The following is a 7,229-nucleotide window of genomic DNA, read 5'->3' as shown; positions in this document are numbered from 1 at the left end:
CGCTGACGGCCCAGCTCGGACGTGATCGAGCCGAACAGCTCTGGGTCGCGCGCTGAGAGAGACTGGGTGAAAAAACCTTGAGTGCGTTGCGGGGCGTTCACTTTGAAACCTCCTAAAAGGGTTAGCCGGTCCAGCCAAGGCCAGCGGAAATAGCGTTCATGGATTGCAGCAGGGGAACAGGAACCGATCCTGCCTGAGGCTCGGATCGAGCTTGTCGCAGCAATTCGACCTGCAGCGCGTGAATGCGGGCCAGTTCAGCCCGTTTGCGATCAAACCGCTCGCACAGGCGAGGGAAACGGTGTCCGATAGTTTGTCCTCCCGTCAGAAATTGCACTGCACTGCAGGCGCTATCGTATTCCGCTTTGATTGACTGAAAGACGATTTGTCGGGTGTTCTCATCGTGCACTAGTTCGCCGTATTGTGCGGCGATGCCCATATCCGCCTGATAGAGCGATTTCTCCATCTCATCGACGGCAAGGCGGAACAGCCGGGAGTGCTGAAACATATCCTGCAGCACTTCATCACCGCGCGCGCCACGAAATTTGCGGAAGCTGGCCATTGCAGCCCCGAAACCATACCAGCCCGTGATCAGGTGGCGGTTCTGCGACCAGGCAAAGACCCATGGAATGGCGCGCAGATCATCCAGACTGGCCGCGCCAAAGCGACGTGCCGGACGAGATCCTATTTTCAGGCGGGCTAATTCCTCGACCGGGCTGGCCTGCTGGAAATAGTCCAGAAAGCCTGGCATCTTCAAAAGCGAGACATAGGCTGTCTGTGACAGTTCCGACAGAGCATCCAGCGCGTCGTCGAACTCGGGTCGGGCCAGGGTTTCGCCGGGATTGGCGGTATGACGCAACGTGCTTGAGAGGAGCAATTCCAGATGGGCCGCGGCTGTACCGCGGTTGGCGTATCTGGTCGAAACAACTTCGCCCTGTTCAGTTACGCGCAAGCGCCCGGCAATTGTTCCGCTGGGCTGCGCAGCAATCGCCCGCCCAGTGGGAGCGCCGCCCCGACTGACTGAGCCGCCGCGTCCATGGAAAAACGTGACCTTGAAACCTTGCGAAGCCAGTGCCGTCACGATGCGACGTTGGGCGCGCTCCAGCTCCCATGTTGAGCAGAAATACCCGCCATCCTTGCCGCTGTCCGAGTACCCCAGCATCACTTCGATTTCATTTCCATCGGTTTTGAGGCTGCGGCGGGCAAGCGGTACTGCCAAAACGTCCAGCAGGATCGCAGGGGCATTGCGAAGATCTGCAATCGTTTCGAATAATGGCACCACCGAGATATCCAGTGTCTCGGACCCGAAACCGGAATAGCGGGCCAGCAGGTACACACCGAGAATATCATCGGCAGACCGGGTCATGGACAGGATAAATGGCCCAATTGCCTTGGGATCCGGCCCCGAGCGAACACTATGAACAAGCGCTAAAAGCGCCAGCATTTCCTGCGCCTGATCGCTCAGCGCCTCGCGGTTTTGATAGGGCAGGTTTTGATCTGCCAGCTCTGATCGCAGACGGGTAGACCAGTCGAGCGAGCCATATTCCGGTGTATGTCCGGATTGCGACCAAATTTCCGTCAGAACGTCATTCGTGACGGTTGAATTCTGACGAATATCCAGGGTTGTGGTTCGGAACCCGAAAACCGCAGCGGCGCGGCACAGCGGACGGATATGCCTCTGTGCCAGGACGTCGGCGTTGACCGCGCACAAAGCCGCATCAAGTGCCCCAAGATCGCTTACGAATTGTGAGATGTGATCGTAGCCGCCATCGGTCAGCCGATAGCGAATGGCATTGAGAGCCTGCCGGAACGGTTCGTTTCGATTGCGATCGTCGTCCGGTGTCCGGTCGATAATTTCTTGTACACGTGCACGGTTTGGCTCAGGAAGCGGCAATATGAGCGCGCTGATGCTCAACCGGCTTGCAGCTTGATCGATGGCCTGACGATAAAGATCCTGAACCGTTTCACGGCCGCGTTGCAGGGCCAGTGCGGTCATCTCGGTTGTGACATTCGGATTGCCATCCCGGTCGCCGCCAATCCAGCTGTGAAAGCGAATGTTGGGTGTTTTGGCTAGAGTCTGACCCAACACATGCAGGCAGGCCTGATCGAACCGATCCATGACCTGTGGGACGGCGTCAAAGATTGCATCCCGGAAGAATTGCAACCCCCACTCGATCTCGTCGCGCAAGCTTGGGCGTGACAGGCGAAGTTCGCCTGTCAGCCACAAAAGATCAATCTCGCCTTCCAGACCATTCAGCAATTCGGTGCGTTCGGTCGGGGTCCATCGTTGCACTTCAAGACTGACAAGATTGCGGTAGATCCGCCGGTGAATTTCCAAAACGGTGACCCGCTTGGCCTCGGTCGGGTGCGCGGTTAGGGTGGGACCGGCGCATAGGTCAGCCGTCAGTTTTTTTGTCTGGCTGTCCGTTAATTGCAGTTCAGACAACACCTCAGCAAACCCGCCTTCGACCGCTTCCGCGCCGCTTAGGGTCTCGGTAAGGCGCCGGTCCCGGACATGGGCGTTTTCATCAATGATGCGTAACAGTTGGAACCAGATCGATAGGGCTTGCAGATACGGCGTTGCCTCGAGCCCTGTAGGGATGGGTTGCAACGGCATGGCCTCGGCCCATGTCGCCACATGCGGCGCCCGCTTCGACAGAATATTCCGCCACAACGCCCGCAGTTCCGAGCGCAATTCCTCGGCATAGCCCGAAGGGTCCGGGGTGGACGGAATATTGCGGGCCAGCGCTTGCATCAGATCACCTGGTCCCGCGGGGTGCGACCTGCGAAGAAGTCGGCCAGATTGTCGAGTACGCGAAAGCCCATGGCCTCGCGCGATTCTTTTGTGGCGCTACCCAGATGGGGTAGCATCACCAGGTTGTCGCATTGCAACAGATCCGGGCTAATGCGAGGTTCGCCATCGAACACGTCCAAAGCAGCCCCACCGATCGTGTCGAACATCAGCGACTGCACAAGCGCGTGCTCATCCACGACCTCACCGCGCGCAGTGTTGATGAGGAAGGCGTTGGGCTTCATCAGATCCATTCTGCGCCCGTTGATCAGGTGCCGGTTTGCGGCCCCACCCGGGCAGTGCAGTGAGACGAAATCGCTGTGCGGCAGCAGATCGTCCACGGTATCGACCTGAGTTGCGTTGAACTGTTTCAATACCTCAGGCGAGACAGTGCTGCGGTTCTGCACAAGAATTTTCATGCCAAACCCATGGTGCGCGCGACGGGCCATTTCCTGACCGATGCGGCCAAAACCGATGATGCCCAGAGTCTTGCCGCTGACCTTGGTGCCGACCAGATGGGTCGGACGCCAGCCGGTCCAGCCGCCCGCGCGCAGCTCACGTTCGCCTTGGCCGGCGCGGCGGGCTACCATCAGCAGCAATGTCATGGCCAGATCAGCCGTGCATTCGGACAAGACATCAGGCGTATTGGTTACGGTCATACCAAGGCTGCGCGCAGCGGGTTCACAGATATGGCTGTAACCAACTCCATAATTGGCGAGGATTTTGGTTTGCGCCGCAGATACGTCCAGCGCCTCGGCGCTGAGCGTGTCGGTGACCGTGGGCAGAACCGCGTCATAGCGTTTCAACGCATCGCGGATCTCGGCAGGGGACAATGGTTTGTCCCCGATGTTGAGTACGGTGTTGTAGTTTTCGGCCAGTTGCGCCTCGACGGCGGCGGGCCAGCGACGGGTGACAAGGACCGAAGGTTTGACCATCACGCAGCCTCTCCCATGACGCGGGCGATGGTCTCGCCAATTACCGCAGGGTTTTCAGCAACAGTCACACCCGCCGCCGATAGGATTTCGACCTTTTCCGAGGCGCTTTCGCCAAATGCCGAGATGATAGCCCCGGCATGACCCATGGTCCTGCCTTTAGGTGCGGTCAGACCGGCGACATAGGCCACGACGGGTTTGGTGACGTGGTCTCGGATATACTCGGCCGCCTCGGCTTCCTGAGGGCCGCCGATTTCGCCGATCATGGCGATGACCTCGGTGTCCTCATCCTGTTCGAACCGCTCAAGGATATCGCGGAAGGACGAGCCGTTGATCGGGTCGCCACCGATACCGACGCTGGTTGAGACGCCAATGCCACGCTCCTTCAGCTGCGCCGCAGCTTCATAGCCCAGCGTGCCCGAACGACCGATGATGCCGACATTGCCCGGCAGGTAGATATGGCCCGGCATAATCCCCAGCAGCGCCTTGCCAGGGCTGATAGTTCCAGCACAGTTCGGGCCGGTCAGCACCATGCGATTGTCCTTGGGATAACGATACATATAGCGTTTGACGCGGATCATGTCCTGCGCCGGAATGCCGTCGGTTATGCAAACGCAATAACGGATACCGGCATCTGCGGCCTCCATGATCGAATCCGCCGCAAACGGGGGCGGCACGAAGACAAGGCTGGCCTCTGCGCCGGTGGCCGTGACCGCTTGTTTGACAGTGTCGAAGACAGGCACGCCTTCTACGATTTCGCCGCCCTTGCCAGGGACGACACCGCCAACAACATTGGTGCCGTATTCCAACATATCCTTGGTGTGAAAGCGCGCCATTCGTCCAGTGATGCCCTGAACAATAACACGGGTGTCGCGGTCCAGAAGAATGCTCATTACACAGCCCTCATCTTGGTGTTTTGGGTCAAATCGTTTTGCCACGCACCAACGGCGCGTTCGGCAGCTTCCATCAATGTTGTTGCACGAATAATCGGCAGGCCGGACTTAGCGAGTATTTTCTGACCTTCTTCAACATTCGTCCCGGCAAGGCGCACGATGACTGGGATGTCGATATCCAGTTCCTTCAGAGCCTGCACGACGCCTTCGGCAACCCAGTCGCAGCGGTTGATGCCGGCGAATATGTTGACCAGAACCGCTTGGACGTTCTTGTCGGACAGTACCAATCGGAAAGCTTTGGCAACACGTTCTGGTGACGCGCCGCCTCCGATATCGAGGAAGTTTGCAGGCTCTCCCCCGGCCAGCTTGATCGTGTCCATCGTCGCCATGGCCAGACCGGCACCATTCACGATGCAGCCGATATTGCCGTCCAGCCCGACATAAGACAGGCCACGATCCGCCGCGCGGCTTTCACGGGGGTCTTCCTGGCTTTTGTCGCGAAGCTCCGCGACCTGCGGGTGGCGGAACAAGGCGTTGTCGTCAAAGCTCATCTTGGCGTCCAGCGCCAACACGCGATCGTCGCCGGTGATGACGAGCGGATTGATTTCAACCATAGTCGCGTCCAGCTTGTTGAAAGCGGCGTAACACCCTTGGAGGGTGCGGACCATGTTTTGGATCAGACGGGGCTCCAGTCCCAGATTGAAGGCAATCTCGCGCGCCTGAAACTCCTGCAGACCTACCGCAGGTTCGACGATGGAGCGGACAATGCTTTCAGGGCGTTCTGCGGAAATATCCTCGATCTCCATTCCGCCCTCGGACGAGGCGACGATCATCACGCGTTGGCTTGAGCGGTCGAGCACAAAACCCAGATAGATTTCCCGATCGATTGGAACGGCAGATTCGACGTAGACGCGATAGATGCCTTTGCCATCGGGGCCGGTCTGATGCGTCACCAGCTTGCGGCCAAACATCTCGTCACAGGCTGCGTATATTTCGCTTTCCGAATTGCACAGCTTTACGCCCCCAGCTTTGCCGCGGCCACCTGCGTGAACCTGGGCTTTTACAATCCACTTGTCGCCGCCCAGCTCACGTGCACGATAGGCAGCTTGTTCGGGGCTGTAGGCCAAGGCCCCCGAAGGGACCTCGACGCCGAAATTCGAAAGAAGTTCTTTCGCCTGATATTCGTGGATATCCATCTGCATTTCCTCCCGTTTATGCAGCGATAGATGTGCCGTAGCGGCTTTCCAGAAGCGCTTCGATCGCTTCGAGATTCACCGAACCACCCATCTCGCGGATTGCTTCGGCAAACAAATGCACGATGCGGCCGATCGACTGATGATTCAGTTGGTTCAGGATGCCGATGCGGACCTGAACAGGGGCGCTGAGGGTTGGCCAGATGCCAAAGCCGCGGGCCCGGCAATTCTGCACCAGCTCCATTTCGCGGCCTGCAAGTTCAGCGGGCAGGTTCAGCACCACAAGGCTGGACATGTCCGAGGTGACCTCGCAGCCCATCGCAATGACGGCATCGCGCAGCACGGCCTCATGCGTCTTGTAAGCATGCGCGCGCTTCGCCAGCCCCTCCTGCAGGGTCAGGCGTAACGATTCATGAAAGGCCGCGACGGCATAGCCCGAATGTGTGCGGTGATATGTGCCTTTTTCGACATCCTGGCCATCGACGATGCCCCAGTGGCGGGCCTCGAAAATGGGATTGTGAACATAGCTGTAGGCACCCGTTGCTTTCAGGCTGTCGATATATGCGTCGGTAAAGCTGACGGGAGCATAGGTAAGCGGCAAGCAGCACAGGCCCTTTTGCGGACAAGAGGCCCAGCCCGCGATGCCCGGATAATCATCAACCCGGAAATCTTCGACACCCAAAGACGAAACGGCGTCGATCAGACCCATTGCACCATGGTGCTCGCAGGCATCCGAGAAGCCGCGCAAATCATTGATGCGTCCTGATCCCGTTTCCCAATGTGCCATAAACGCCCATTTGGGCTTGTGTTCAGCCAGTGCGGCTTCGACCATGTCACCGGTCACCGACTGACCATGCGGCACGTCGATGATCGTGACACTGGCGGCCTGCGGATCCAAGGGGTTGGCAGCATGTTCGTCCGGTGTCGCTGCCTTGATCCGAAGGGTCATTGTATCGATGCCCGAAAAGGTCCCGTTGTTGAACGCAACAACCGTGTCACCGGGCATGACAGCCGAGAACATGGTGTCCAAAGCGCTCCAACCAGTGCCCGCGACCGCAAAGGTGTATATGTTCGTGGTGCCCCAGATTTCGCGCAGCATGTGCTTGCATTCGATCATGCCGCGCAAAACGTCGCCCTGCATGTGATCCGCAACTCCGGCGCTGGAAAAGGCCTGTAGAACGCGCGCGTCTGTATTGCCCGGCCCGGGGCCTGCGGCCAGCGTCTCGGGGATTTCGAGCGTTGGATAAATCTGGAAAGTCATTGCGATCCTCCTTGATCGTTGGGGTGGTCAACCACGCCCAGACATCTCGTTGTGGATCAGGAAAGCCTTGCTTGCGTCATCGCGCAACGTAACTTACTACTGCTTTAGGACTTCTAATGGGATGGGGAAAAACCTACCCGTATTGGCAAGAATACCGAAGTA

5 protein-coding genes are annotated in these 7,229 nt (G+C 58.4%); all 5 read right to left on the bottom strand.

Translation table 11 applies throughout. From position 1 onward, the window contains the following. Positions 1–121 precede the first annotated feature (121 nt). From AC2FH9_RS11935 to AC2FH9_RS11915, 5 genes are read right to left on the bottom strand one after another with little or no spacing between them, the layout of a single operon-like run. A complete protein-coding gene (locus AC2FH9_RS11935; protein ID WP_496871659.1) occupies positions 122–2,752 on the bottom strand; it encodes a phosphoenolpyruvate carboxylase in 2,631 nt (876 codons plus the stop codon). Then, positions 2,752–3,723: a 2-hydroxyacid dehydrogenase gene (locus AC2FH9_RS11930; RefSeq protein WP_496749954.1), complete on the bottom strand. Its 972-nt coding sequence runs from the start codon at positions 3,721–3,723 to the stop codon at positions 2,752–2,754. Before AC2FH9_RS11930 ends, AC2FH9_RS11935 begins: the two co-directional genes overlap by 1 nt. Continuing rightward, positions 3,723–4,613 carry a succinate--CoA ligase subunit alpha gene (gene sucD / locus AC2FH9_RS11925; protein ID WP_281972634.1) on the bottom strand — a complete coding sequence of 297 codons (891 nt, stop codon included), beginning with the start codon at positions 4,611–4,613 and terminating at the stop codon, positions 3,723–3,725. Before sucD ends, AC2FH9_RS11930 begins: the two co-directional genes overlap by 1 nt. After that, on the bottom strand, positions 4,613–5,809 hold the full coding sequence (locus AC2FH9_RS11920) for a malate--CoA ligase subunit beta (RefSeq protein ID WP_496693072.1): 1,197 nt from the start codon (positions 5,807–5,809) through the stop codon (positions 4,613–4,615). Before AC2FH9_RS11920 ends, sucD begins: the two co-directional genes overlap by 1 nt. Positions 5,810–5,825: 16 nt before the next feature. After that, the gene (locus AC2FH9_RS11915; protein WP_496871657.1) at positions 5,826–7,067 is read right to left on the bottom strand and encodes a pyridoxal-phosphate-dependent aminotransferase family protein; all 1,242 of its coding nucleotides are present in this window, start codon (positions 7,065–7,067) and stop codon (positions 5,826–5,828) included. Between the last annotated feature and the right edge of the window lie 162 nt (positions 7,068–7,229).

The sequence above is a fragment of the Ruegeria sp. CDSC081 genome (genome assembly GCF_059610485.1).
The sequence above is the reverse complement of the archived record's forward strand: the minus strand, read 5'-3'. Positions and strand labels throughout refer to the sequence as shown.